At 72.2% G+C, this 24,400-nt stretch carries 18 protein-coding genes; 14 read left to right on the top strand and 4 right to left on the bottom strand.

The annotated features are described in order from the left end of the window. Positions 1–31: 31 nt before the first annotated feature. Positions 32–2,701 (bottom strand): lysylphosphatidylglycerol synthase transmembrane domain-containing protein, encoded by a 2,670-nt coding sequence (locus ABZ939_RS08445; RefSeq protein ID WP_361850675.1) that lies wholly within the window; start codon positions 2,699–2,701, stop codon positions 32–34. Between the two features lie 183 nt (positions 2,702–2,884). Here ABZ939_RS08445 and ABZ939_RS08440 point away from each other — a divergent pair, with 183 nt between their 5' ends. The 7 genes from ABZ939_RS08440 (at position 2,885) to nudC (ending at position 15,024) form a co-directional block, all read left to right on the top strand. Beyond that, positions 2,885–3,253 (top strand): MGMT family protein, encoded by a 369-nt coding sequence (locus ABZ939_RS08440; protein ID WP_361850673.1) that lies wholly within the window; start codon positions 2,885–2,887, stop codon positions 3,251–3,253. A 149-nt stretch (positions 3,254–3,402) separates the two neighbouring features. Next, complete coding sequence (locus tag ABZ939_RS08435; RefSeq protein WP_361850671.1) at positions 3,403–7,218, top strand: ATP-dependent DNA helicase; 3,816 nt, start codon at positions 3,403–3,405, stop codon at positions 7,216–7,218. A 115-nt stretch (positions 7,219–7,333) separates the two neighbouring features. Further along, positions 7,334–8,131, top strand: coding sequence for a hypothetical protein (locus tag ABZ939_RS08430; protein ID WP_361850669.1), 798 nt, complete (start codon positions 7,334–7,336; stop codon positions 8,129–8,131). Between the two features lie 97 nt (positions 8,132–8,228). After that, positions 8,229–9,062, top strand: a complete 834-nt coding sequence (locus tag ABZ939_RS08425) for a hypothetical protein (RefSeq protein WP_361850667.1) — start codon at positions 8,229–8,231, stop codon at positions 9,060–9,062. Positions 9,063–9,123: 61 nt separating this feature from the next. After that, positions 9,124–12,597: an ATP-dependent DNA helicase gene (locus tag ABZ939_RS08420; protein ID WP_361850665.1), complete on the top strand. Its 3,474-nt coding sequence runs from the start codon at positions 9,124–9,126 to the stop codon at positions 12,595–12,597. A gap of 10 nt (positions 12,598–12,607) precedes the next feature. After that, a complete protein-coding gene (locus tag ABZ939_RS08415) occupies positions 12,608–14,041 on the top strand; it encodes a dipeptidase (RefSeq protein WP_361850663.1) in 1,434 nt (477 codons plus the stop codon). A 35-nt stretch (positions 14,042–14,076) separates the two neighbouring features. Continuing rightward, positions 14,077–15,024: an NAD(+) diphosphatase gene (nudC, locus tag ABZ939_RS08410; protein ID WP_361850661.1), complete on the top strand. Its 948-nt coding sequence runs from the start codon at positions 14,077–14,079 to the stop codon at positions 15,022–15,024. 69 nt (positions 15,025–15,093) lie between these two features. On the opposite strand, the gene ABZ939_RS08405 is transcribed toward nudC, so the two are convergent. Further along, positions 15,094–15,336: a mycoredoxin gene (locus ABZ939_RS08405; RefSeq protein ID WP_149547526.1), complete on the bottom strand. Its 243-nt coding sequence runs from the start codon at positions 15,334–15,336 to the stop codon at positions 15,094–15,096. A gap of 145 nt (positions 15,337–15,481) precedes the next feature. On the opposite strand from ABZ939_RS08405, the gene ABZ939_RS08400 reads away from it, so the two are divergent. From ABZ939_RS08400 to ABZ939_RS08380, 5 genes are all read left to right on the top strand, one after another. After that, entirely contained in the window at positions 15,482–17,668 is a 2,187-nt protein-coding gene (locus ABZ939_RS08400) for an ATP-dependent DNA helicase UvrD2 (protein ID WP_361850659.1), read from the top strand. A 183-nt stretch (positions 17,669–17,851) separates the two neighbouring features. Beyond that, entirely contained in the window at positions 17,852–18,208 is a 357-nt protein-coding gene (locus tag ABZ939_RS08395; RefSeq protein WP_361850729.1) for a hypothetical protein, read from the top strand. A 172-nt stretch (positions 18,209–18,380) separates the two neighbouring features. Continuing rightward, a complete protein-coding gene (locus ABZ939_RS08390; protein ID WP_260228985.1) occupies positions 18,381–18,749 on the top strand; it encodes a WhiB family transcriptional regulator in 369 nt (122 codons plus the stop codon). Further along, positions 18,746–19,069: a hypothetical protein gene (locus ABZ939_RS08385; protein ID WP_361850656.1), complete on the top strand. Its 324-nt coding sequence runs from the start codon at positions 18,746–18,748 to the stop codon at positions 19,067–19,069. Before ABZ939_RS08390 ends, ABZ939_RS08385 begins: the two co-directional genes overlap by 4 nt. 92 nt (positions 19,070–19,161) lie before the next feature. Further along, positions 19,162–19,344: a hypothetical protein gene (locus ABZ939_RS08380; RefSeq protein ID WP_361850654.1), complete on the top strand. Its 183-nt coding sequence runs from the start codon at positions 19,162–19,164 to the stop codon at positions 19,342–19,344. Positions 19,345–19,354: 10 nt separating this feature from the next. Here the strand turns inward: ABZ939_RS08380 and ABZ939_RS08375 are convergent, their stop codons facing one another. Both ABZ939_RS08375 and ABZ939_RS08370 read right to left on the bottom strand, forming a co-directional pair. After that, complete coding sequence (locus tag ABZ939_RS08375; protein WP_361850652.1) at positions 19,355–20,704, bottom strand: AarF/ABC1/UbiB kinase family protein; 1,350 nt, start codon at positions 20,702–20,704, stop codon at positions 19,355–19,357. 41 nt (positions 20,705–20,745) lie between these two features. Next, positions 20,746–21,897 (bottom strand): ThiF family adenylyltransferase, encoded by a 1,152-nt coding sequence (locus ABZ939_RS08370; RefSeq protein ID WP_361850650.1) that lies wholly within the window; start codon positions 21,895–21,897, stop codon positions 20,746–20,748. 212 nt (positions 21,898–22,109) lie between these two features. Between ABZ939_RS08370 and ABZ939_RS08365 the strand changes: the two genes are divergently transcribed. Both ABZ939_RS08365 and ABZ939_RS08360 read left to right on the top strand, forming a co-directional pair. Then, positions 22,110–22,685, top strand: a complete 576-nt coding sequence (locus ABZ939_RS08365; protein ID WP_361850648.1) for a M48 family metallopeptidase — start codon at positions 22,110–22,112, stop codon at positions 22,683–22,685. A gap of 111 nt (positions 22,686–22,796) precedes the next feature. Continuing rightward, positions 22,797–24,392: a TerD family protein gene (locus ABZ939_RS08360; protein WP_361850646.1), complete on the top strand. Its 1,596-nt coding sequence runs from the start codon at positions 22,797–22,799 to the stop codon at positions 24,390–24,392. Positions 24,393–24,400 lie beyond the last annotated feature (8 nt).

Genomic DNA, 24,400 nt, shown 5'->3' with positions numbered 1-24,400 from the left:
GGGCCCGTCCGGCGGATCACGGCCGGGTCCGCTAGAGCGCCCCGCGCTTCGTCAGCCAGTTGAAGCAGAGCCAGCCCGGCAGCACCGGCAGCCACAGCGTCAGGAGTCGGTACAGCAGCACCGCCGGGGTCGCGACCTCGATGGGGAGGCCGACCGCGACAAGACCGAGGGTCAGCGCGGTCTCGACCGCGCCCACACCGCCAGGCGTCGGCGCCGCCGAGCCGAGCGCGTTGCCCGCGAGGAAGACGACCGCCACGCTGGCGTAGCTGATTCCCTGGCTCCCGTGCCCGAAGGCGCGGATCGAGGCGTCCAGGCAGAGCACGAACACACCGGTCAGGAGCAGCATCCCGCCGATGCCCGTGAGGAGCTTCAGCGGCCGCTGGAGCACGTCCAGCATGCGCGGCACGACACCCGCGAAGAGCGACCGCAGCCGCGTCGAGACGAACTTCCGCATGAACGGGATCGCCGTCACCACCAGCACAAGCACCGCCACCGTCAGCAGACCGGCGATGACCGTCCTCGACGGGGTGAAAGACTGCGACTTCTCCGTACCCGTCAGATAGCCGAAGGCCAGCAGCAGCAGGATGTGCGCCCCCAGGCCGAAGAGCTGCGACGCGCCGACGCTCGCCACCGCGAGCCCCGGCCGCACCCCCGAGCGCTGGAGGAAGCGGGTGTTCAGCGCGACACCGCCGACCGCCGCCGGGGCGACGATCTTCACGAACGACCCGGCCACCTGCGCGATCACCGTCCGCCAGAACCCGACGCGCTCCGGTACGAAGCCGAGCAGGCTCATGGCGGCGGCGATGTAGCTCAGTGCCGAGAACAGCACGGCGGCCGCGACCCACCGCCAGTCCGCCGAGCTGATGGTGGACAGCGGGGTCCGGGCGATCTGCGAGAGCAGGAAGTACGCGGCGACGGCGCCGGCGATCAGACTGATGAGCGTGCGCGGCTTGATCCGCTCCAGCCGGACCGGTTCGACCGGTGCCTGCGGCCGGATCAGCAGCACCTGCTGGCGGATCTGGGCGAGCAGATCCTCCTCGCGCGCCTCGTCGAGCGCCGAGTCGAGGGCCCGCTTCTCGGCCTGCTTCTCCGCCTTCTCGATCTTCCGGTCGGACTTGCGGTCGGCCTTGAGGTCGGTGATGCCGGCGTCGGCATGGGCCTCGGCCCGCGCCCGCTTCGCCGCCTCCGACGCCTCGAGGACGGCCTCGCGCTCCCGCTTCGAACGCTCCCTCGCCAGCCTCCGCAGCGTCGCGCGCGTGGAGCGGCTCAGCGCGATCGGCTGCAGGAGGGGGAGACAGTCGGCGATCGCGTCCGGGCCGAGCACGGCCACGGCCCCGGCCACCGCCCGCTCGGCGCCCACCCGCAGACCGAGGGTGGTGAGCAGCTGGGCGATGTCCATCCGCAGGATCAGATCGCCCGCGGCGATCTCACCGCCCCGCAGGTCGGTCAGGATCACCTTGCCGGAACGATCCACCAGAATCGCGTCTCCCGCGAGTCTGCGGTGCGCGATCCGGCGCGACTGGAGCGCCCTCACCTGGTGCCAGGCGCTGCGCACCAGCTCGTCGGTGATCTCCTTGTCGTCCAGCGAGTCCAGGGTCCGGCCGCCCAGGTGCTCGTACACGAGCATCACGGCGTCCGGGCCGAGCTCGGAGGTGGCGATCAGCTTCGGCGCGTTGGCCCCGGCGGCGATCGCCGCGTACGCGAGGAGTGCCTCCTGCTCCAGCGCCTGGCGCAGCGAGACGATCGAGCGGCGGGTGGTGATCGCGCGCAGGGTGATCCTGCGCCACACGCGGTAGAAGAAGCCGTGCGCCTGCTGCTCGCGGTCCACGACCGTCACATCGAGCGGAGGCCCGTCCTCCAGCGTGACGATGTAGCGGCGGCCGCGATCCCCGCTGTCCGCCGAGTCCGGCACCCCGGCGCCCTCGGCGCGCAGCGCCGAGACCGGCTTGAAGCCGACCCGGCGCAGACCGGCCAGGAGTGTCTGCCCGGTGGGGCGGACATTGGGGGAGCCGACCGCGTACAGCGTTCCGTACGCGACGGTCCAGCCGATCAGCACGGTCAGGATGATCGAGAACGCGGTGGTGTACCCGGCGACCAGCATCGTGAACGCGTCGAGCAGCAGCACCGTCCACAGGCCCAGCCGCCAGCGCGGCCGGCGGGCCATGCCGACGGCCGTCATGTACGCGATGACGGGCGCGAGATAGTTGTGCACCGGGTCGGTGAGACCGCCCCCGGACGCCGGCTGGGTCAGCGCGTCCTGGATGGTGCCGGGCGCGGCCTTGGCGACCCAGAGGTCGGTGGCGAGGGTGACGCCGTGGGCGAGTACCGCGGCGAGGACGCCGTCGGCGATCCGCAGTCCGTCGCGTTTGATCAGTCGCTCGATGGCGAAGGCGACCGGTACGAGCAGGACGGCGATGCTGGAGACCAGGCCGGCGATCTTGACGAAGACGTCGGGCGCGCCGCCGGCGCCCTTGTTGATGTCCTGCTCGAGGCCGGAGGTGGTGCCGTGGGCGAAGGCGGCGATGGCGATGACGAGGGCGATCGCGAGGACACCGACGAGCAGCCGCATCAGGTCCGAGGGGCGGTGCACACGGGCCGCGAGCAGCGGCTCGTCCTGGGAGACGCGCTCGCTGGGCTCCCCTTCGGGCGCGGGCAGGTCGGGGTGGGCCCCCTCCTCGGGAGGCCGAGCGTCGTACCCCATCACCGTGTCCGTCTCTGCTTGTGCCGCGTGCTCGTCGTGCGACGCGTCCTGCTTTTCGAATTGTTGTTCTTCTTGGTCTTCTTGTCGCTCTTGATCTCGTATCACCAGTCACCGCCCGGACGATGGTGGCATGAAGCGGCCCCCGACGGAGGCATCAGGGCGTTGTCGGTGGGGTGAGGCAGGATGGGGCGGATGAGCGTGGAGGAGCTTCCGGAGTACGCGGAGCGGGTCCTTGAGGTCGCGGAGCTGATCCCGCCGGGCCGGGTGATGACCTACGGAGACGTGGCCGAATGGCTGGGCGAGGGCGGGCCGCGCCAGGTCGGCCGGGTGATGGCCCTGTACGGCGGTGCCGTGCCGTGGTGGCGCGTGGTCCGCTCCGACGGCACGCTGCTGCCCGGCCACGAGCTGCGCGCCCTCGGCCACTACCGGGACGAGGGCACCCCGCTGCGCCAGGCCGGGCGCAGCGCCGAGGGTCACATACCGAAGCTCGACATGCGGCGGGCCCGGTGGGACGGCGCGGATCCGGATCCGCGTGCGGGAACTCACACGTGACAGCTTTGCCCATGGCAGGAGGGGCCGGTCGGCCCGATGACGGTACGGAGGCCCGTACGGAGTACGTCTCGGGTGCCCTCCGTTTCCCGTAACGTCGTCGTTCGCCCCGTACACGTCTCCACCTCTTCGCTCAGGACCGGTCGATCCACGTGAGTTCCTCCTCCACCACCCGGCGTACGCCGTACCAGGGGCGGACCACGGGCGCGTACCGACTGGTGCGTACCGCCCCGGCCAAGGTGGAGCCCCCTCTGCTGGACGCAGCGCAGCGGGAAGTGGTTGACCACGCGGGCGGACCGCTGCTCGTCCTCGCCGGACCGGGCACGGGGAAGACGACGACGCTGGTGGAGGCGGTCGCGGCCCGCGTCGAGAAGGGGACGGACCCGGAGCGGATCCTCGTCCTCACCTTCAGCCGCAAGGCGGCCGTGGAGCTGCGCGACCGGATGGCGGCCCGCATCGGAGCGGGCGAGCCCGGAGCGCTCTCCGGCAAGGGCGGTGGCGGGCGACCGACGGCAGGCTCGCGGCCGCCGCAGGCGACGACCTTCCACTCGTACTGCTACGCCCTGATCCGCGCGCACCAGGACGCCGACCTGTTCGCGGAGCCGCTGCGACTGCTGTCCGGACCGGAGCAGGACCTCGCGGTACGGGAGCTGCTAGCGGGCCAGCTCGACCTGGAAAAGGCGGGGCTCGCGCGGGTGCGGTGGCCCGACGAGCTGCGGGCCTGTCTGACGACCCGGGGCTTCGCCGACGAGGTACGGGCCGTGCTCGCGCGGTCCCGGGAACTGGGGCTCGGGCCGCGGGCGCTGGCCGAGTTCGCCCAGCGGGTGGGGCGGCCGGACTGGAAGGCGGCGGCCGGATTCCTGGCGGAGTACCTGGACGTCCTGGACCTGCAAGGGGTCCTCGACTACACGGAGCTGGTGCACAGGGCGGTGCTGCTGTCGGAGAGCGTGACGCTGCCCGACTACGACGCGGTCTTCGTGGACGAGTACCAGGACACCGACCCGGCGCAGGTGCGGCTGCTGCGCGCGCTGGCGGGGGGCGGACGCACGGTGGTCGCCTTCGGCGACCCGGACCAGTCGATCTACGCGTTCCGGGGTGCCGATGTGAACGGCATCCTCGATTTCCCCGACACCTTCCGGCGGGCCGACGGGCGGCCGGCGGGCGTACGGGTCCTGACGGGCTCGCGCCGCTCGGGCGCGCGGCTGCTCGCCGCGACGCGCGAACTCACCCGGCGCATGCCCCTGCCGCGGCTGCCCGGCGACAAGGTCCGCGCCCACCGCGAGCCTGCCGCGACGCGCGACGGCGGCCGGGTCGAGGTCTACACGTACCCCACGGCCTCCACCGAGTCCGACAACATCGCCGACCTCCTGCGCCGTGCCCATCTGGAGGACGGCGTCCCCTGGCACGACATGGCGGTCCTGGTCCGTGCGACGGCGAGCGTCCCGGCCCTCCGCCGCGCCCTCACCTCCGCCGGCGTCCCCCTCGAGACCGACACCGCCGACATCCCCCTCCGCCACGAGCCGGCGGTGGCCCCGCTCCTGCTGGCTCTGCGCGCGGCGGCGACACCGGTCGGACCGGCGGAGCCGCGGGTCGACGATCGGGATGCCGGGGAGAGCCCGGCCTTGGACGATCCGGACGCCTTGACCCTGCACGGTCAGGACACCCTGGCCGTGGAGGACCCGGCCGCCTCGGCCCTGGAGGCTGACGTCCCGGCGGACCCGGCTGCGGGGGCGGCGCACGGAGCGGGCCCGGCCGACGGAGAGCATTCCGCCGCGGGGGCGGCCATTCCGGCCGACGGAGCGGGCCCGGCCGACGGAGAGCATTCCGCCGCGGGGGCGGCCATTCCGGCCGACGGAGCGGGCCCGGCAGCCGACGCTGACCCGGCCGCCGGAGCGGGCCCGGCCGAGGGCGCTGACCCGGCCGCCGGGCCGGCGCATCCGGCCGACGGGTACGCCGCGGTGGGGCATGAGCCTGCCGTGCGCACGGCTGAGGCCGCCGACGGCGAGGTCGCGGTCGGGCGGAGCGCCGAGCGCTCGGCGGACATCGAGGACACCCTCCCCGGAGGGGAGGACGAGGGGGTCCAGGGGCTTGGACCCTGGCTCGACACCGAGACCGCCCTCACCCTGCTCGCCTCACCCCTCGCCGGTATGGACCCCGCCGATCTGCGCCGCCTCGGCCGCGCGCTGCGCGACGAGGAGCGGGCGGGCGGGAATCGCGTACCGCCGCCCTCCGACGTACTTCTCGCCCGCGCGCTCGCCGAGCCCGAGCGGCTCGTCGCGCACGACCAGTCGTACGCGCGCGGCGCCCGGCGACTCGGCGAGCTGCTCCGGCAGGCCCGCAACCGCCTCGCCGCCGGCGGCACCGCCGAAGAGGCCCTCTGGCTGCTCTGGAACGGCACCCCCTGGCCCGGCCGGCTGGAGCGCGCGGCCCTGCGCGGCGGCCCGGCCGGCCGTAACGCGGACCGCGACCTCGACGCCGTCTGCGCCCTCTTCGACGCCGCCGCCCGCGCCGAGGACCGTGTCGGCGGCCGCGGCGCCCTGAACTTCCTCGAAGAACTCGACGCCCAGGACATCGCCGCCGACACCCTCTCCAAGCGACAGACCCGCCCGGACGCCGTCCGCCTCATGACCGCCCACCGTTCCAAGGGCCTCGAATGGAGTCTCGTGGTCGTCGCCGGCGTCCAGGAGGGCCTCTGGCCCGACCTGCGCCGCCGCGGCTCGCTCCTCGAGGCCGACCGCATCGGCCGCGACGGGCTCGCCGAACCCCTCACCCCCGGCGCCCTCCTCGCCGAGGAGCGCAGGCTCTTCTACGTCGCCGCCACCCGCGCCCGCGACCGCCTCGTCGTGACCGCCGTCAAGACGCCCGCCGACGACGGAGACCAGCCCTCCCGCTTCCTCACCGAGCTCGGCACCGAGCCCAAGGACGTCTCCGGACGCCCCCGCCGCCCCCTCGCCGTCGCCGCGCTCGTCGCCGAACTACGCGCCACCACCGTCGACCCCGACGCCTCCGAAGCCCTCCGCGAGGCCGCCGCCGAGCGCCTCGCCCAGCTCGCCGCCCTCACCGACGACGAGGGCCAGCCGCTGGTCCCGTCCGCCCACCCGGACCGCTGGTGGGGCCTGTTCGAGCCGACCCGCAGCCAGGTCCCGCTCCGCGACCGCGACCATCCTGTCGCCCTCTCCGGCTCCGCGCTGGACCAGCTCGCCAACACCTGCGCCCTCCAGTGGTTCCTGGGCCGCGAGGTCAAGGCCGACGCCCCCTCCACCGCCGCCCAGGGCTTCGGCAACGTCGTCCACGTCCTCGCCGACGAGGTCGCCTCCGGCCGTACCCCCGCCGAACTCGACGTCCTCATGGCCCGCCTCGACTCGGTCTGGGACGCGCTCGCCTTCGACGCCCCCTGGAAGTCCGCCCAGGAGAAGGAGCACGCGCGCGTGGCGCTGGAACGCTTCCTGCGCTGGCACGTCATGGACCGCGGCGGCCGCACGCCCGCCGCGAGCGAGCACGACTTCGACGTCACGCTCGAAGCGGGCGAGTACGAGGTACGGATCCGCGGCTCCATGGACCGCGTCGAGGCCGACGAACACGGCCGCGCCTACGTCGTCGACTTCAAGACCGGCAAGTCCGCCCCCACCCGGGACGAGGTCGCCCACCACCCCCAGCTCGCCGTCTACCAGCTCGCGGTACGCGAAGGAGCCCTGGACGAGGTCTTCGGCGGCAGCCGTCCCGAACCCGGCGGGGCCGAACTCGTACAGCTGCGCCAATCCGCCCCCAAGAAGGAGGGCGGCGACGCCCTCCCGAAGGTCCAGGCACAGGAGCCCCTGGCGGGGGAGTGGGTCGGCGATCTGCTGGCCACCGCGGCCGGCCGGGTCCTCGACGAGCGCTTCACCCCCACCACCGGCCAGCACTGCACCCACTGCACCTTCCGGGCCTCGTGCAGCGCGCAGCCGGAAGGCCGCCACATCGTGGAATAGCGACCGCCGGGCCGCGACGTGTCCGAGGTCACGTTTGACGCCGTGCATCCATAGGAGCCCCACAGGAGTCGGACAGTCCCGGGGGTAACAGAACCTATTGAGGAGTACGAAGAAGATGGTGGCCAACCGGAAGATCTGGGTCGCGGCGATGGTCTGCGCGGCCACCGTCGTCGGTGTGACGGGCTGCTCCAAGAGCGACGACACCAAGGCCAAGGGCGACAAGAAGGAGCCGGTGGCGTCCGCCACGACCACGCAGGCCCCCGTCGACCCCTTCAAGGGTCTGGACGCGGACGCGATCGCCGACCGGGCCGTTCAGGCCACGAAGGGCGCGACCTCAGTGCACGTCGTCGGTGACACCACTGACGATGGCGACAAGATGACGCTCGACCTCGCCGTCGACAGTAAGAGCTGCACCGGCAAGATGGGTATGAAGGACGCCACCGCGGACCTGCTGAAGGCGGACGGCACCATGTACATGAAGGGCGACGAGAAGTTCTGGCAGGTCATCGCCGGCGGCGAGGGCGGCTCCGCAGAGGAGGGCCAAGCCTTGGCCGAGCTCCTGAAGGGGCGATGGATGAAGATGTCCAAGGCCAACGCGGGCGAAATGGCCGACCTGTGCGACCTGAACGGCCTTATGAAGGACATCGACAAGGACAAGTCCGAGCACAAGGGCATGACCAAGGGCCCCGATGCTGTGGTCGATGGCAAGCCCGCCGTCACTCTCACCAAGAAGAAGAGCACCGGCGAGACCACCACCATGTATGTCGCCAAGGAGGGCCAGCCCTTCATCCTGAAGGTGGTCGACGTGGGTGGCGACGATCCGGGCACGTTCGTCTTCTCCGAGTACAACAAGCCGGTCACCGCCACCGCGCCGCCGGCGGACCAGGTCATGGACCCGGAGAAGCTCGGCTGACGCAACCGCCACCCGGCGTGCGCCCGCCGCAGCGAAGTAGCGGGCGCACGTCGCAGGGGTGACGCTGGTGGACAGGGGAATCCGCGAGGAGGCTCGTATGCCGTCCCAGCGACGAATGCTCCGCACCGCGACGGCCGCCGTGACCGCCGGCGCGACAGGCGTCTGCACGGCCGTGATCGTCGGGGCCGCTCCGGCGGCCTGGTCCCAGGTGCTCCCTCCACCGGCATACGTACAGGCCGCCGCCCCCTCGCCCTCGCCCGACCCCTTCGAGGACCTGACCGCCGACCAGATCGGCGACCGTGCCGTCACCGCCACCCAGTCCGCGACATCCCTCCGGATGAAGGGCCGGGTCGTGTCGGACGGGCAGCCGCTGGACGTCGACTTCGCCGTCAACGACAAGAGCGAGTGCACCGGCCGGATGAAGATCGGCGGCGGCACGGCGGAGCTGCGGCAGGCCGACAAGATCACGTACATGAAGGGCGACGAGCACTTCTGGCGGATCTCCATGACCTCACAGGGCGTGCCGGAGCCCCAGATCGACGCCACGATCGAGCTCCTCGAGGGACGCTGGCTGAAGATCACGCCCGGACAGGCGGGAAGCAGCGATCTGAGCGGGGTCTGCAACCTCAAGGAACTCCTCGCCGACCTGGACGACGACGAGGACGAACGCAAGGGCCTGACCCGCGGACCGGACGCCGAGGTCGACAAGACCCCCGTCGCCACCCTCGTGAAGAAGAAGCCCGGCGGTGAGACGACCACGGTGTCCGTCTCCCAGAAGGGCAAGCCCTACATCCTCAAGATGGCCAAGACCGGCGGCGAGGAGCCCGGCACGGTGGTCTTCTCCGACTACGACAAGCCGGTGAAGGTCGTCGTACCGCCCGCGGACGAGACGGTGGACCTCACCAAGCTCGACCCGGGCACCACGACCTGAGCCCCCCGGCCCGATCACGCGGCGGTCGGCGCTGTCAGTGGTCCCCGTTAGCCTCTTTGGGGTGACCGCACGCATCACCGACCCCGAGCAGCTCAAGGAGCTCCTCGGCATCCCGTTCACCCCGGAGCAGACGGCCTGCATCATCGCGCCGCCCGCCCCGCAGGTCATCGTGGCCGGAGCCGGCTCCGGCAAGACGACGGTGATGGCCGCCCGGGTGGTCTGGCTGGTCGGCACGGGCCAGGTCGCGCCCGAGCAGGTCCTCGGTCTCACCTTCACCAACAAGGCCGCCGGCGAACTCGCCGAACGCGTCCGCACGGCCCTCGTCCGCGCCGGCGTCACCGACCCCGACGTCATCGACCCCGACAACCCCCCGGGCGAGCCCCGCATCTCCACGTACCACGCCTTCGCCGGCCAGCTGCTGACCGACCACGGTCTGCGCATCGGCCTGGAGCCCACCTCCCGCCTCCTCGCCGACGCCACCCGCTACCAGCTCGCCGCGCGCGTCCTGCGCGAGGCGCCCGGACCGTATCCCGCACTGACCAAGTCGTTCCCGACCCTGGTCAGCGACCTCCTCGCGCTCGACGCCGAGCTCGCCGAGCATCTCGTACGTCCCGAGGACCTGAAGGCGTACGACTCCGAGCTCCTCGACACGCTCTCCCGCGCCAAGCTCACCAACGCCGACCTGCGGAAGGTCCCCGACACGGCCGCGGCCCGCCGCGAGCTGCTCGACCTCGTCGTCCGCTACCGCGCCGCCAAGCGCTCCCGCGACCTCCTCGACTTCGGCGACCAGATCGCCCTCTCCGCCGAACTCGCCACCACGCGCGCGGAGGTCGGCGCCATCCTGCGCGACGAGTTCCGGGTGGTGCTGCTCGACGAGTACCAGGACACCTCCGTCGCCCAGCGCCTGCTGCTCTCCGGCCTCTTCGGATCGGGGACCGGGCACGCCGTGACCGCGGTCGGCGACCCCTGCCAGGCGATCTACGGCTGGCGCGGCGCGTCCGTCGCCAACCTGGACGACTTCCCCACCCACTTCCCGTACGAGGATGGCAGGCCCGCCACCCGTTACGCGCTCTCCGAGAACCGGCGCAGCGGCGGCCGTCTCCTCGACCTGGCCAACGGGCTCGCCACACCCCTGCGCGCCATGCACGCAGGCGTGGAGGCGCTGCGCCCCGCGCCAGGCGCCGAGCGGGACGGCTCGGTACGGATCGCGCTCCTGCCCACCCACGCCGAGGAGATCGACTGGCTCGCCGACTCCCTCGCCCACCTGGTCCGCACGGGCAAGGAGCCCGGCGAGATCGCGGTCCTGTGCCGGACGGCCACAGACTTCCCCGCCATCCAGGCCGCCCTGGTCGCCCGTGACGTGCCCGTCGAGGTCGTCGGCCTCTCGGGGCTCCTCCACCTGCCCGAGATCGCCGACCTGGTCGCGGTCTGCGAGGTGCTCCAGGACCCCGGCGCCAACGCCTCCCTGGTCCGCCTCCTGACCGGACCCCGCTGGCGTATCGGCCCGCGCGACCTGGCCCTCCTGGGCCGCCGCGCCCGGCTGCTCGTCCACCGGGAGCGGGCCGTCGACGACGCCGACGCCGACCAGCGGCTCGCGGCGGCGGTCGAGGGCGTCGACCCGGCCGAGGTCATCTCGCTCGCCGACGCGCTCGACACCTTCCTCGACTCCGGCGGCGAGGACGACGGCCTGCCGTTCTCCGCCGAGGCACGGGTCCGTTTCGCGCGGCTCGCCGCCGAGCTGCGCACCCTGCGCTCCTCGCTCGCCGACCCGCTGATGGACGTCCTGCACCGGGTCCTCACCACCACGGGCCTGGAGGTCGAACTCTCCGCGTCGCCGCACGCGCTCGCCGCCCGGCGCCGCGAGACCCTGTCGAACTTCCTCGACATAGCGGCCGGCTTCGCCTCCCTGGACGGCGAGGCGACCCTGCTGGCCTTCCTCGGCTTCCTGCGCACGGCCGCGCAGTACGAGAAGGGCCTCGACAACGCGCTCCCCGGCGGCGAGAACACGGTCAAGGTCCTCACCGCGCACAAGTCCAAGGGCCTGGAGTGGGACGTCGTGGCGGTGCCCGGCCTGGTCGCCGCCCAGTTCCCGAGTACCAGGTCCCGTGAGTCGTGGACCTCCCAACCCCAGGTGCTGCCGCACGCGCTGCGCGGCGACGCGGCGACCCTCCCGGAGATCACCACCTGGGACTCCAAGTCCCTCGTCTCCTTCAAGGAGGCGATGCGCGACCACCAGCACACCGAGGAGCTCCGCCTCGGCTACGTGACCTTCACCCGCCCGCGCTCCCTCCTCCTGGGCTCCGCCCACTGGTGGGGCCCGGCCCAGAAGAAGCCCCGCGGCCCCTCGGCGTTCCTCGACGCCCTGTACGACCACTGCGCGGCGGGCTTCGGCGAGATCGAGGCCTGGGCCGACGAACCGGAGAAGGACGCGGAGAACCCGTCGCTCCACGAGAACCTCCCGGACGAGGCGTGGCCGCTCCCCCTGGACGAGACGTCCCTGCAGCGCCGCCGAAGGGCGCGGGACCAGGTCCTGGCCCGGTTGTGGGATTTCGTTCCGCATGAGGGTCCCCCCAGGACTAGTGGGCACCCTCCGAACGCGCTGCCCGCGCAAGGGCCCGCGCCCCAGGACCCCGAGGACCTCTGGCCCGACGAGGAGCCGCTCTGGGACGAGGACCCCTTCTGGGACGAGGAGCCCCCGGCCGACGAGGTCCCTGCCCCGGGCAACGCGATCGCTGCCCCGGCCGACGAGGTCCCCGCGCCCCGGGAGCCCCTGGACGACGCCCAGGACCACCTCACCCCCGAAGACCGGAAGACCCTCGCCTCCTGGGACCGCGACCTCACCACCCTCACCACCGAACTCCGCCGCGCCCGCGCCACCACCCGCGACGTCCTCCTGCCCGCCTACCTCTCCGCCTCCCAGGTCCTCCGCCTCGCCGCCGACCCCGACGGCTTCGCCCAGGACCTGGCCCGTCCCATGCCCCGCCCCCCGCAGCCCGCCGCCCGCCGCGGCACCCGGTTCCACGCGTGGGTGGAGTCGCGGTTCGAGGAGCTCCCGCTCCCCATGCTGGGACCGGACGAGCTCCCCGGCGGCGAGGACTTCGCCGGCGAACCGGAGATCGTCGACGAACGCGACCTCGACGCCCTCAAGGACGCCTTCGCCCGCACCCCGTACGCCCACCGCACCCCGTACCGCGTCGAGGTGCCCGTCCACCTCTCGCTCGCGGGGCGGGTCGTCCGCGGCAGGATCGACGCCGTCTACCGGGATCCGGAATCCGGCGCGTACGAGATCGTCGACTGGAAGACCAGCCACCTGCGCACCGCCGACCCCCTCCAGCTCGCGATCTACCGCCTCGCCTGGGCCGAGCAGCACGGCCTCGACCCCGACGAGGTCGCGGCCGCCTTCGTCTACGTACGGACGGGAGAGGTCGTACGACCCCGCCGCCTGCCCGGCCGTGCCGAGCTGGAGGAGATCCTGCTGGGCGGGCCGGCGCCGGACAAACCGGCCCAGGACAGAGCGGCTCCGGACGCCGGATAGGCTCAGGAGCATGAGCGAGACCCCGGACAACGCCGTCCAGACCGTACGTACCCAGGCCGTGCGCACGTACATCGAACAGCACCGCGCCGCCTTCCTCGACGACCTCGCCCAGTGGCTGCGCATCCCCTCCGTGTCCGCGCAGCCCGCCCACGCCGAGGACGTACGGCGCAGTGCCCGCTGGCTCGCCGACAAACTGTCCGACACGGGTTTCACGACGGTCGAGATCTGGGAGACGGACGGCGCCCCCGCGGTCTTCGCGGAGTGGCCCTCCGGCGAACCGGACGCCCCGACCGTGCTCGTCTACGGCCACCACGACGTCCAGCCCGCCGCCCGCGAGGACGGCTGGCACACCGACCCCTTCGAGCCGCACGTCACCGACGGCCGGATGTACGCGCGCGGTGCCGCCGACGACAAGGGCCAGGTCTTCTTCCACACCCTCGGTGTCCGCGCCCACCTCGCCGCGACCGGACGCACCGCCCCGGCCGTCAACCTCAAGCTGATCGTCGAGGGCGAGGAGGAGTCCGGCTCCCCGCACTTCCGGGCCCTCGTCGAGGCCCACGCGGACCGGCTCGCCGCCGATGCCGTGATCGTCTCCGACACCGGCATGTGGTCCGAGGACACCCCGACGGTCTGCACCGGCATGCGCGGCGTCGCGGACTGCGAGATCGAGCTGTACGGGCCCGACCAGGACATCCACTCCGGTTCCTTCGGCGGCGCCGTGCCCAATCCGGCCACCGTCGCCGGCCGCCTGGTCGCCGCTCTGCACGACGAGGACGAGCACGTCTCGATCCCCGGCTTCTACGACGGCGTCACCGAGCTCTCCGACGCCGAGCGTGCCCTCATCGCCGAGCTGCCGTTCGACGAGGCGGCCTGGCTGAGCACCGCCAAGTCCCACGACACCCTCGGTGAGGCCGGCTTCTCCACCCTGGAGCGCGTCTGGGCCCGCCCGACCGCCGAGGTCAACGGCATCGGCGGCGGCTACCAGGGCCCCGGCGGCAAGACGATCGTCCCTTCCTCCGCCCAGCTGAAGCTCTCCTTCCGGCTGGTGGCGGGACAGGACCCGGCCAAGATCGAACTCGCCGTTCGCGACTGGCTCGCCGCGCGGATCCCCTCGGGCATCCGGTACGAGGTCGTCTTCGGCGCCCCGACCCGGCCCTGCCTCACCCCGCTCGACCACCCGGCCCTCAAAGCGGTCGCGGGCGCGATGAGCCGTGCCTTCGACGGCGCCAAGGTCCGCTACACCCGCGAGGGCGGCTCGGGCCCCGCCGCCGACCTCCAGGACGTCCTGGGCGCACCGGTGCTGTTCCTCGGCATCTCGGTGCCGTCCGACGGCTGGCACGCCCCCAACGAGAAGATCGAGCTCGATCTTCTCCTCAAGGGCGTCGAGACCACCGCCCATCTGTGGAGCGACCTGCCCGCCGCCCTCCACACCGCCGCGCGATGAACCCATACACCGATCCGGGGGAGTTGGAAGTACCTGTGTCCACCTTGAACAGCCAGTTCGCGGACCGGCCGATCTCGCTCACCGCCCCGAGCGGCATCGACCGCGCCGCTCACCACCGTCTCGACGAGGCATGGCTCGCGGCGGCCTGGAGCCACCCCACGACCCGCGTCTTCGTGGTCTCCGGCGGTCAGGTGCTGATCGACGACACTCCTGACGGCCGCACCGAGCTCGTCATGACCCCCGCCTTCGAGGCCCCGGTCACCGAGACCCACCGCTACTTCCTGGGCACGGACGCCGACGGTGTCTCCTACTTCGCCCTTCAGAAGGACTCCCTGCCCGGCCGCATGGACCAGTCCGCCCGGCCCGCGGGGCTGCGCGAGGCGGGCCTGCTGCTCTCGCCCCGGGACGCGGGCCTCATGGTGCACGCCGTCGCCCTGGAGAACTGGCAGCGGCTCCACCGTTTCTGCTCCCGCTGCGGCGAGCGCACGGTGATCGCGGCCGCCGGCCACATCCGCCGCTGCCAGGCCTGTGGTGCCGAGCACTACCCGCGGACCGACCCGGCGGTCATCATGGCCGTCACCGACGAGGCGGACCGCATCCTGCTCGGCCGGCAGGTCCACTGGCCCGAGGGCCGCTTCTCGACCCTCGCGGGCTTCGTCGAGCCCGGCGAGTCGATCGAGCAGGCGGTCATCCGTGAGGTCTTCGAGGAGGCCGGTGTCTCGGTCGGCGAGGTCGAGTACGTCGCCAGCCAGCCCTGGCCCTTCCCGTCCAGCCTGATGCTGGGCTTCATCGCGCACGCCACCTCCTCGGAGATAGACGTGGACGGCGAGGAGATCCACGAGGCGCGCTGGTTCTCCCGCGAGGAGCTGGCCGCCGCCTTCGACTCGGGCGAGGTGCTGCCCCCGTACGGCATCTCGATCGCCTCCCGGCTGATCGAGCTCTGGTACGGCAAGCCGCTGCCCAAGCCGGGCGACGTCGTCTGACCCACCCCGTGACATGGAACAGCCCCCGCCCGGCACTGCCGGACGGGGGCTGTTTTCGGCCAGGCGCGCTCAGACGCCGACCTTCTGCTTGACCTGGGCGAGCGACGGGTTCGTCAGCGTCGAGCCGTCCGCGAAGAGCACGGTCGGAACGGTCTGGTTGCCCCCGTTGGCCTTCTCCACGAACGCGGCCGACTCCGGGTCCTGCTCGATGTTGATCTCCGTGTACGCGATGCCCTCGCGGTCCATCTGGCTCTTCAGCCGACGGCAGTAGCCGCACCACGTGGTGCTGTACATCGTCACAGTGCCCTGCATGGCCTGGCGCTCCTCTGTTCGCGGGTGGGTGCCGAGGAAGAGAACGTACGCGCCGCCGACACCATTCCCGTATTCGTACGACCGGCGGCGCCGGCCTGTGGACAGCGCGCCGCACCGGCCCCTCGGAACCTGGCAAGCTGGCGGGGTGACAGCAGCAACGCACTCCACTCTCTTCCCGCAGGTCCCCGAGTCGGCCGACGCGGTGCTCGACGGGCTCGACCCCGAGCAGCGCGAGGTCGCCCTCGCCCTGCACGGTCCGGTGTGCGTGCTGGCGGGAGCCGGCACGGGCAAGACGCGGGCCATCACGCACCGCATCGCCTACGGAGTGCGGGCGGGCATACTCCAGCCCGGCAGCGTCCTGGCCGTCACCTTCACCAACCGGGCCGCCGGAGAGATGCGCGGCCGTCTGCGGGAGCTCGGCGCGGGCGGCGTCCAGGCCCGCACCTTCCACTCCGCCGCCCTGCGTCAGCTCCAGTACTTCTGGCCGAAAGTCGTCGGTGGCGATCTTCCCCGGCTCCTGGAGCGCAAGATCCAGCTCGTCGCCGAGTCCGCCGCGCGCTGCCGCGTCCGGCTCGACCGCAACGAGCTGCGCGACGTCACCGGCGAGATCGAGTGGGCCAAGGTCACCCAGACCGTCCCCGCCGACTATCCGGCGGTGGTCGCCAAGTCGGTCCGGGAGGCCCCCCGCGACCCGGCCGAGATCGGTCAGATCTACGCCATGTACGAACAGCTCAAGCGCGACCGCTCGGTGATCGACTTCGAGGACGTGCTGCTGCTCACGGTCGGCATCCTCCAGGACCGGCATGACATCGCCGACCAGATCCGCGGCCAGTACCAGCACTTCGTGGTGGACGAGTACCAGGACGTCTCCCCGCTCCAGCAGCGGCTCCTCGACCTGTGGCTCGGCGACCGCGACAGCCTCTGCGTCGTCGGCGACGCCAGCCAGACCATCTACTCCTTCACCGGCGCGACCCCCGACCACCTGCTGAACTTCCGCACCCGGCACCCGAACGCCACGGTGGTCAAGCTCGTCCGGGACTACCGCTCCACCCCCCAGGTCGTCCACCTCGCCAACGGACTGCTCAGCCAGGCCCGCGGCCGGGCCGCCGAGCACCGCCTGGAGCTGATCTCCCAGCGCGACCCGGGACCCGAGCCCGTCTACGCCGAGTACGCCGACGAGCCCGCCGAGGCCGAGGGCACCGCCCGCCGCATCCGCGACCTGATCGCCGCCGGCGTCCCGGCCGGCGAGATCGCCGTGCTCTACCGCATCAACGCCCAGTCCGAGGTCTACGAGCAGGCCCTCGCCGACGCCGGCGTGCCGTACCAGCTGCGCGGCGCCGAGCGCTTCTTCGAGCGCCAGGAGGTACGGGAGGCCGGCATCGCACTGCGCGGCGCCGCCCGCGCCGGGGGGAACGACTCCCTCCTCGACGACGCGGAGGACCTGCCCTCCCAGGTCCGCGCCGTGCTCTCCACCAAGGGCTGGACCACCGAACCGCCCGCCGGCTCGGGCGCCGTCCGCGACCGCTGGGAGTCCCTCGCCGCGCTGGTGCGCCTCGCCGAGGACTTCGCCCGGGCCAAGCCCGGCGCCGGCCTCTCCGACCTGGTCGCCGAGCTCGACGAGCGGGCCGCCGCCCAGCACGCCCCGACCGTCCAGGGCGTCACCCTCGCCTCCCTGCACGCGGCCAAGGGCCTGGAGTGGGACGCCGTCTTCCTGGTCGGCCTCACCGAGGGCATGATGCCGATCACCTACGCCAAGACCGACGAGCAGGTCGAGGAGGAGCGGCGCCTGCTGTACGTCGGGGTCACCCGCGCCCGCCTCCACCTCTCGCTCTCCTGGGCGCTCTCGCGCTCCCCGGGCGGCCGCGCCTCCCGTCGCCCCACCCGCTTCCTCAAGGGGCTGCGTCCCGGATCCGGCGCCCTCGGCGCGGGCGGCGCGGGCGGCGGCGGCTCCGTCGAGCGGGGCAGCGCCGCCCGGCGCAAGCGCCGCGGACCGTCGCTCTGCCGCGTCTGCGGAGCCACGCTCACCGAAGCCGGCGAGATGAAGCTGATGCGCTGCGAGGACTGCCCCTCCGACATGGACGAGGCGCTCTACGAGCGGCTGCGCGACTGGCGCTCCGACCAGGCCAAGCAGCTCGGGCAGCCCGCGTACTGTGTGTTCACCGACAAGACGCTGATGGCGATCGCCGAGTGCGTGCCGTCCAGCGACGGGGAACTCGTCGGCATCTCCGGGGTCGGCGCCCGCAAGCTCGACCGCTTCGGCGCCGACGTCCTCGCCATCTGCGCGGGCGAAGAGCCAGGTGGGGAGCCTGGAGGAGACGACGAGGAGGACTGACGAAAACTCGTCGAAAAAATAGTTTGCGCACCCCCCGTCAAGCCCCATAGGTTCTTAACCACGGAAACAGCGGCTTCTTCGAAGCCCTGCTTTCGTGCTGTACTTGTCCAAATGAACATGAGGGTCCGGCTCACCCCGAGCCCTCCGAGACGCCGAGAGGAGGCGATTCCAGTGATCAGCAACATCAACAGCACCAACGTCAGCTTCGTCAGCACCGACAAAATGACCGATCGCTCGGTCGTCTCCGCCTGCTCGCTCGGCCTCTCCGGCTCGGCGTTCATTGGCAGCGGTCTTCCTGGCACCGGTCTGTCCGGCGCCGGCCTGGCCCTCGCCTCCCTGCGGCCGGCGGCCGCCCCGGCGGGTCTTCCCGTCATGGAGCGCAATGAGCGACCGACCAAGGCACTGGAAGCAGGAGTAGCAGCAGTCAAGGCCACGGCCTATGGCTTTGCGGCGACCGGTGCCGGAACCAAGCAGCAGACGACGCAGCACCACACGATGTGGGCCTTCCGTGGGCTCGAACCCTGGAGTGATCCAGCCTGATCTCGATCAGGCCGGCGCCTTCAGGGCCGCGGAACCCCACCCGGGATCCGCGGCCCTTCTGTTTTCCCCGAACGGGGACGACGGAGCGAAGGGGCCTCGGGACCAAGCAACACCCGGTACCAGCCGAAACCCCGGCCAACAGGCCGGAACGACCAGACGAGGAAAGCCACCCGTGCAACTCGAAGCGCACGCCCCGTCCGTACCGCCTTCCGAAACGATCCCCCCGCCCGGCCTCACGGAGGACTCCACCTTGACCCCCCTCACCGCGCTCACCGCGCTCGACGACGCCATCGAGAACCTCGGCGTACCCGTCCCCTGCCGCTCGTACGACCCGGAGGTCTTCTTCGCCGAGTCCCCGGCCGATGTCGAGTACGCCAAGTCCCTCTGCCGTACCTGCCCGCTGATGGAGGCCTGCCTCGCCGGCGCACAGGAGCGGCGTGAGCCGTGGGGCGTCTGGGGCGGCGAGCTGTTCGTCCAGGGAGTCGTCGTCGCCCGCAAGCGGCCGCGTGGTCGCCCGCGCAAGAACCCGGTCGCGGCATGAACGTCACCGGAACCATCGACCGACCCCTCACGCACGATCCCCAGAAGCAGGCCCCGATGACCTCTTCCACGAGCGAGCCCTCCGGCTCCGCGACCCCAGACGTTTCCATCACCGGCGCGAACGCCTCGCGTCAGAACAGGACCCGTGAGATGCAACTCATCCCAGAAGCCCTGGCCCGTGCTCATATGCACGACCGCCTGCGGGAAGCCGACGCGGAACGCCAGGCCCTGCGCCTGGTCGCCGCCCGGCGGATGCAGCGGCGCGCCGAGCGCGTCTCCCTGCGCGCCCGCCGCGCGCTGGCCATGGCCGTCATGCACTGACCCGAAGAACCTCGCGGGGGCCGGTCCGAACGGACCGGCCCCCGCGGTGCGTTGCGGCGCGGCCGAGGCGCCGCCGGACTATCGTCAGGAGGGTGAACGACGCCCGGCCCCCCGAGGAGCCCATCGTCTGCGCCCGCTGCGGCAGGACCGCCGAGGAGCTCCCGGTGACGTGGACCTGCTCGGTGGAGAACGGCGCCCGCCTCTACCTCTGCGAGACCTGCGCCCGCGAGAACATCCGGTCCATCGAGGGCCGCCTCGACTCCTCCTGGTGGTGACGGCGCCGCTCTAGGGGGTGTCCGTCGCGACGAAGCCGGGCAGCCACTCCTCCAGTTCGTCGCGCAGCCGCACCGTCGCGTTCAGCTGACAGAGCACGCCGATCGTGCTCAGGGTCACCCGGTGTATCAGCAGATACGACGGCGGCAGGTTGAGCTGCTTGCCCAGTTGGTGCGCGGGGGAGCGGAGGTCGGCGATGCGCGCGGCCTGGTTCCTCATCCACCCCCGGCTGAAGCCGAAGACCTCGGCCTCGGCCGGCTCGATGATCGGCAGCAGGTACTCGAGCACGGCGTCCGGGTCGAGATCGATGGTCTCCTTGACGAACCCCTCCTCGCGCAGCAGCTCGTAGACCGTCTCGGCGTCGCCCTCCAGGGTGAGCCGCAGACAGGTGCCGATCGTCTCCGGCAGGCCGCCCGGCAACCGGTCCACGGTGCCGAAGTCCAGTACCCCGAGCCGCCAGCTCTCCGGACCCTCCTCGTCGTCACCGCCGGGCAGCAGCCGGAAGTTGCCCGGGTGAGGATCGGCGTGGAGCAGCCCCGTGCGGGCGGGCCCGGAGAAGAGGAAGCGCGCCAGCAGCTGGCCGGCCCGGTCCCGCTGCTCCTCGGTGCCGTCCGCGATCACCTCGGACAGCGGGATCCCGTCGATCCACTCCGTCACCAGGATCTGGTCGCACTGGTGCACGACCTGCGGCACCACCACATCGGGATCGTCCGCGAACTCCTCGGCGTGCTCCCGCTGGGCCTCGGCCTCCAGGCCGTAGTCCAACTCCTCCGAGACCCGGTCGCGCAACTCGGTGATCAGCGGCTTGATGTCCATGCCGGGGATCAGCGGGCCGAGCAGCCTGGCGAACCGGCTCAGCTGCGTCAGATCCGAGAGGAGCGCCTCGCCCGCCCCCGGGTACTGCACCTTCACCGCGACCTCGCGGCCGTCGTGCCACACCGCCCGGTGCACCTGCCCGATGGAGGCCGCCGCCGCGGGCTTGTCCTCGAACTCCAGGAACAGCTCACGCCACTCCTCGCCGAGCCGCTCCGCCAGCACCCCGTGCACCGTGCGGGTCGGCATCGGAGGCGCCGCCTCCTGGAGCTTGGTGAGCGCCGCCCGGTAGGGGCCCGCCACCTCCTCGGGCAGCGCCGACTCGAAGACGGACAGCGCCTGCCCGAACTTCATCGCCCCGCCCTTGAGTTCCCCGAGCACCTTGAACAGCTGCTCGGCCGTGCGCTGTTGCAGTTCGCGCGCGACGATCTCGGCGGACTTGCCGCCGATCCGCTTGCCCAGACCCCAGGTGGCCCGTCCTGCGAAGCCCAGGGGCAACGCGGCCAACCTGGCGGTCCGGGTGACCGCCTTCCGGGGAAGATCAGACATACGCCCCTCCAAATCCCAGACTGCCGTGCCGCACAGGGCCGTTACCCCGCCATTGTGTCGTGCGGGGTCGGAGCCTCCGCGTCATGCTCCCCCTCTCCGCGACGTAAGGCGCCGCACGAACATCCCGCATGCGGCCTCATCCGCTCCGCCCGCCACTCCAGGAGAGGCAGCGAGGCCTCGAAACGTGCCCCGACGCTTGCGGGCAACTCCCCGTCCAGGAAGGCCAGCGCATGGGCCGCGGCCAATCCGGCCACCGCCGTCGCGAGACCCAGATCACAGGCCGGCAGGGCCTCCGCCGCACCCGAGCGCCACTGCGCCAGCATCCGGGGCCACATCGGCTCCCGGTCCGTCCGCTCCTCCTGTACGCACCCCGCGCAAGCCGTCCCGCCCGGCAGCACCAGCGGTCCGACGAACCCGGTGGCCTCCAGCACCCCCGCGTAGAGATGCGGAGTGCCCGTGGTGATCCAGCTCTCGGCGAGGGCCGGATCCGGGAGGTAGGCGGCGAGGCCGTCCCTCGGTGTCACCACGACGAGTGAGAGTCCGGGCTCGTGCCCCTTCTCGGCCGACTCGCTTCGTGTCGTCCGTGGCGCCCGTCCACCCGGGGCCGACCGCCCCACGAGCCGCCGCGCCGCCGCGGCCCTGCGCTCGCCCACCGCCTCGGCAGGCAGCCCGCCCGGCGACACCTCCCACGGCTCCACCGATCCGGAGTCCAGCACCTCCACCCGGCCCACGCCGGACGCCGAGAGCAGAGCGGCGACCGCCGCGCCGACCCGCCCCGCGCCCCGGACCTGGACGCACAGGGCACGCCGGGCGGCCAGCCGCCGTAACGCCCCGTCCGGCTCCGGGTCGATCACGGAGAGTGAGGCGAGATCGGCCCGGAGCGGATCGAGCGCGCCGTCCGCGGACGTCGCGGCACCGGCCTTCCCGGGCCGCCCGGCCGAGCCGTCCGCGATCAGACCCGCCTCCGCCAGCCGGCCGAGGAGCCGCTCGAAGAGCCCGTCCGGCAACCCCAGCGCACGGGCCTCGCCCCGCAGCCGCTCCATGCCCCGGGTGCCGTCGAGCAGCCGCAGCAGGCTGCCGGTGGTCGTGTCGACCGGGCCCACCACCACCGCATGCGCCCGAGTGGCCCCGAACTGCACGCTCTGCAGATCTCGCCAGGCGCGCCGCAGCGCCGGTTTCAGCATCGGATGCATTTCCGCCCCCGTGATCTTGATCGGTCGTCTTCCTCGCGCTCGGCCGTTCCCCTCCGGCCGTTCTCAGATTGCCCGGGAGTCGAGGCTGACGCCGAAAGTTGTCCACAGGGGCGGGGTATTAATCATTCAAATGGTGCACGGTGTGACGGGATCACGGCCGAACCGTCCCGGAGGCGGGACTTCCCATGCTGACAGCGGGTAACGTCGGGCCCGTGCCCGCCGACCCACAGCGCAGCGTGACAAGCAAACCGCCCCGCGGCTCGGGGACGAGTGCGGTCGAGGTCCGCAGAAGCTCCCGGCGGAGGAGAACCGTCTCCGCCTACCGTGAGGGCGACCGGACCATCGTTCTCATCCCGGCCCGGATGTCCGAGGCGGAGGAGCAGCGCTGGGTGACGGTCATGCTGGACAAGCTGGCCGCCCAGGAGAGCAAGCGGCTCCTCGGCGACAGCGAACTCACCGAGCGCGCCGAGCGGTTGTCGGAGCAGTACTTCGGCGGCCGGGCACGGCCGACATCGGTCCGCTGGGTGACCAACCAGAACACCCGCTGGGGCTCGTGCACCCCGTCGGAGGGCAGCATCCGCCTCTCGCACCGGCTCCAGGGCATGCCCGAGTACGTCGTCGACTACGTGCTCGTGCACGAACTGGCCCATCTTCTGGTGCCGGGGCACGGCCCCCGGTTCTGGCGGCTCCTGGAGGCGTATCCGCGCACCGAACGGGCCCGGGGATACCTCGAGGGCGTGGTCGCGGCGGACCGTCTGCCCCATCTGCCCGGCGCACGCGGCGAGTAGCCCACCTCGTCAATCCTGTACCGAATACGTACCAGCTTGGCTCAATGTCAGGTTCAGCCGTTAGCCTGGCGCGACGCATTCACATTTCGGGATGGGGGACGGTCGTTACGCATGGCCAGGGAATTCCAACGCGGCCACAAGGCCAAGATCAGTGATCTGACACCGGGGACCGATCTGTACGTGGGGGTGCAGATCGCCGCGCCCGGACTGACCTTCGACATCAGCTGCTTCGGCCTCGACGCCAACGAGCAGCTCTCGGACGACCGGTACTTCATCTTCTTCAACCAGCCGAAGTCGCCCGAGGAGTCCATTCAGCTGCTCGGCGCGCAGTCGGGCGACACCGAGTCCTTCCGCGTCACGCTCGACCGGATCCCGGCGAACATCCACAAGCTGTCGTTCACCGCGACCATCGACGGTGCCGGCCAGATGTCGCAGATCGGCCCCGGCTACATCCGCATCGTGGCGGGCGGTGAAGAGGTCGTCCGCTACCCGTTCACGGGCGCCGAGTTCTCCACCGAGCGCGCGGTCATGCTCGGCGACTTCTACCTCAAGGACGTCTGGCGGTTCGCGGCCATCGGACAGGGCTTCGACGGCGGCCTCGACGCGCTGTTGAAGAACTTCGGCGGCGAGGTCGCCGAGGAGCAGCCCGCGGCCCAGGCTCCGCAGGGATCCCCGGGCTTCGGCCCGCCCCCGCAGGCCGCCGCTCCGCCCGCGTTCGGTGCGCCCGCCGCGCCCGCGCCGGCTCCGGCGCCCGCACCGCAGGCCCCGGTCCAGCCGATGCACGCGGCCCCCACCATGGCCGCGCCCATGGCGCCGCCCGCCCCGGCTCCGGCGCCCTACGGCCAGCCGCAGCCGCCCCAGCAGCCGCAGTTCGGGCAGGTCCCGGGCCAGGGCCAGCCGTACGGCCAGCCCGCCCCGGCCCCGTACGGTCAGCCCGCTCCTGCCGCCCCGTACGGTCAGCCCCAGTTCGGCCAGCAGCCCCCCGGTACGCCTCCGGGCATGCCCCCGGGCCAGATGGGCGTCCCCCAGGGCGTCCCGGCCACCGGCGCCGGACTCGCCGCCGCGCTGCAGCCGTACAAGGAGACCGCGACCGGCGCCCGCTGGACCCCGCAGAACCAGCAGCTCATGCGGGTCGACCTGCAGATGGGCGGCCTTCCCGTCCTCGCCCGCCAGGGCAGCATGGTCATGTACCAGGGCAAGGTCGACTTCAGCCACAAGGGCGCCGGTTTCACCGGCCGGATCGTCGGCAACGCCACCGGCCAGGAAATGCAGCTGATGCGCTGTACCGGCCGCGGCCAGGTCTTCCTCGCGGAGGAGGGCGCCCACCTCCACCCGATCGAGCTCCAGGGCGACGGCATCTGCGTCTCCGCCGAGAACGTGCTCGCCTTCGACGAGTCCCTTCAGTACGAAGTACGGAGGATCGAGGGCCACGGCATCCCCGGCGGCGCCCTGTTCACCATGCAGTTCCAGGGCACCGGCACGGTCGTCGTCAAGACGCACGGCACCCCGGTCGTCCTGCCCGTCACGCCGACCACCTTCGCCGACTGCAACGCCGTCGTCGCCTGGTCGTCCGCGTCACAGGTGATCCTCTCCAGCCAGGTCCGGCTGCGCCGCAACGCGTACCCCGGACACAGCGGAGAGACCGTCAACCTCCAGTTCCGGGGCGCCCCCGGCAACTTCATCGTCGTCCAGCCGTACGAGGTCTGAGGGAGCCC

The sequence above is a fragment of the Streptomyces sp. NPDC046712 genome (assembly GCF_040645695.1).
Taxonomy (GTDB): Bacteria; Actinomycetota; Actinomycetes; order Streptomycetales; family Streptomycetaceae; genus Streptomyces.
The sequence above is the reverse complement of the archived record's forward strand: the minus strand, read 5'-3'. Positions and strand labels throughout refer to the sequence as shown.

Excerpts from the sequence above, each read along its gene's own strand:
- ABZ939_RS08445 (WP_361850675.1), bottom strand. The coding sequence starts at position 2,701 with ATGGGGTACGACGCTCGGCCTCCCGAGGAGGGGGCCCACCCCGACCTG.
- ABZ939_RS08440 (WP_361850673.1), top strand. The coding sequence starts at position 2,885 with ATGGGGCGGATGAGCGTGGAGGAGCTTCCGGAGTACGCGGAGCGGGTC.
- ABZ939_RS08430 (WP_361850669.1), top strand. The coding sequence starts at position 7,334 with ATGGTGGCCAACCGGAAGATCTGGGTCGCGGCGATGGTCTGCGCGGCC.
- ABZ939_RS08425 (WP_361850667.1), top strand. The coding sequence starts at position 8,229 with ATGCCGTCCCAGCGACGAATGCTCCGCACCGCGACGGCCGCCGTGACC.
- ABZ939_RS08415 (WP_361850663.1), top strand. The coding sequence starts at position 12,608 with ATGAGCGAGACCCCGGACAACGCCGTCCAGACCGTACGTACCCAGGCC.
- ABZ939_RS08405 (WP_149547526.1), bottom strand. The coding sequence starts at position 15,336 with ATGCAGGGCACTGTGACGATGTACAGCACCACGTGGTGCGGCTACTGC.
- ABZ939_RS08385 (WP_361850656.1), top strand. The coding sequence starts at position 18,746 with ATGAACGTCACCGGAACCATCGACCGACCCCTCACGCACGATCCCCAG.
- ABZ939_RS08375 (WP_361850652.1), bottom strand. The coding sequence starts at position 20,704 with ATGTCTGATCTTCCCCGGAAGGCGGTCACCCGGACCGCCAGGTTGGCC.
- ABZ939_RS08370 (WP_361850650.1), bottom strand. The coding sequence starts at position 21,897 with ATGCATCCGATGCTGAAACCGGCGCTGCGGCGCGCCTGGCGAGATCTG.
- ABZ939_RS08360 (WP_361850646.1), top strand. The coding sequence starts at position 22,797 with ATGGCCAGGGAATTCCAACGCGGCCACAAGGCCAAGATCAGTGATCTG.